The following is a 1366-nucleotide window of genomic DNA, read 5'->3' as shown; positions in this document are numbered from 1 at the left end:
TTTTGTCAGATCATTCTTTTGGTTAAGCCCTCGACCTATTAGTAACAGTCAACTACATGTGTTACCACACTTCCATCTCTGTCCTATCAACCTGATCGTCTTTCAGGGGTCTTACTAGCTTGTGCTATGGGATATCTTATCTTGAGGGGGGCTTCACGCTTAGATGCCTTCAGCGTTTATCCCTTCCAAACTTGGCTACTCGGCCATGCACTTGGTAATGCAACCGATACACCAGAGGTTCGTCCAACCCGGTCCTCTCGTACTAAGGTCAGCTCCTCTCAAATATCCTACGCCTACGCCGGATAGGGACCGAACTGTCTCACGACGTTCTGAACCCAGCTCGCGTACCGCTTTAATGGGCGAACAGCCCAACCCTTGGGACCTACTACAGCCCCAGGATGCGATGAGCCGACATCGAGGTGCCAAACCACTCCGTCGATGTGAACTCTTGGGAGTGATAAGCCTGTTATCCCCAGGGTAGCTTTTATCCGTTGAGCGATGGCAATCCCACTTTATACCACCGGATCACTAAGTCCTACTTTCGTACCTGCTCCACCCGTCGGTGTCACAGTCAAGCCTCCTTATGCCTTTGCACTCTGCGAATGGTTTCCAACCATTCTGAGGAGACCTTTGAGCGCCTCCGATACCCTTTCGGAGGCGACCGCCCCAGTCAAACTCCCCGCCTGACATTGTCCTCTGCCCAGATAATGAACACGAGTTAGAAACCTAATACTACAAGGGTGGTATCCCAACATCGACTCCTCGGCTACTGGCGTAACCGGATCACAGTCTCCCACCTATCCTGTACATGTAATACCAAATTTCAGTATCAAGCTGGAGTAAAGCTCCATGGGGTCTTTCCGTCCTGGCGCAGGTAACCAGCATCTTCACTGGTATTTCAATTTCACCGGGTGCATTGTCGAGACAGTGCTCAAATCATTACGCCTTTCGTGCGGGTCGGAACTTACCCGACAAGGAATTTCGCTACCTTAGGACCGTTATAGTTACGGCCGCCGTTTACTGGGGCTTAAGTTCAGAGCTTCGAGTTACCTCTAACTCCTCCCCTTAACCTTCCAGCACCGGGCAGGCGTCAGCCCATATACTTCACCTTTCGGTTTTGCATAGACCTGTGTTTTTGCTAAACAGTTGCTTGAGCCTATTCTCTGCGGCCTGCATTTCTGCAGGCACCCCTTCTCCCGAAGTTACGGGGTCATTTTGCCGAGTTCCTTAACAATGCTTCTCCCGTCGGCCTTAGGATTCTCTCCTCATCCACCTGTGTCGGTTTACGGTACGGGTACATAATAAACAATAGCGGCTTTTCTTGGCAGCTAGCTCACATACTTCCCTACTTTAATTTCGGTCCACG

General features: G+C 50.7%; 1 rRNA gene. It reads right to left on the bottom strand.

Going from position 1 to position 1366, the window contains the following annotated elements:
• Positions 1-18 precede the first annotated feature (18 nt).
• Positions 19-1366: ribosomal RNA gene (locus BUB90_RS00020) — 23S ribosomal RNA — on the bottom strand; the annotation flags it as partial.

It is taken from the genome of Anaerosporobacter mobilis DSM 15930 (assembly GCF_900142955.1).
Classification (GTDB): domain Bacteria; phylum Bacillota; class Clostridia; order Lachnospirales; family Lachnospiraceae; genus Anaerosporobacter; species Anaerosporobacter mobilis.
Note: the sequence above shows the minus strand (reverse complement) of the source record. Positions and strands in the feature narration are given on the sequence as shown.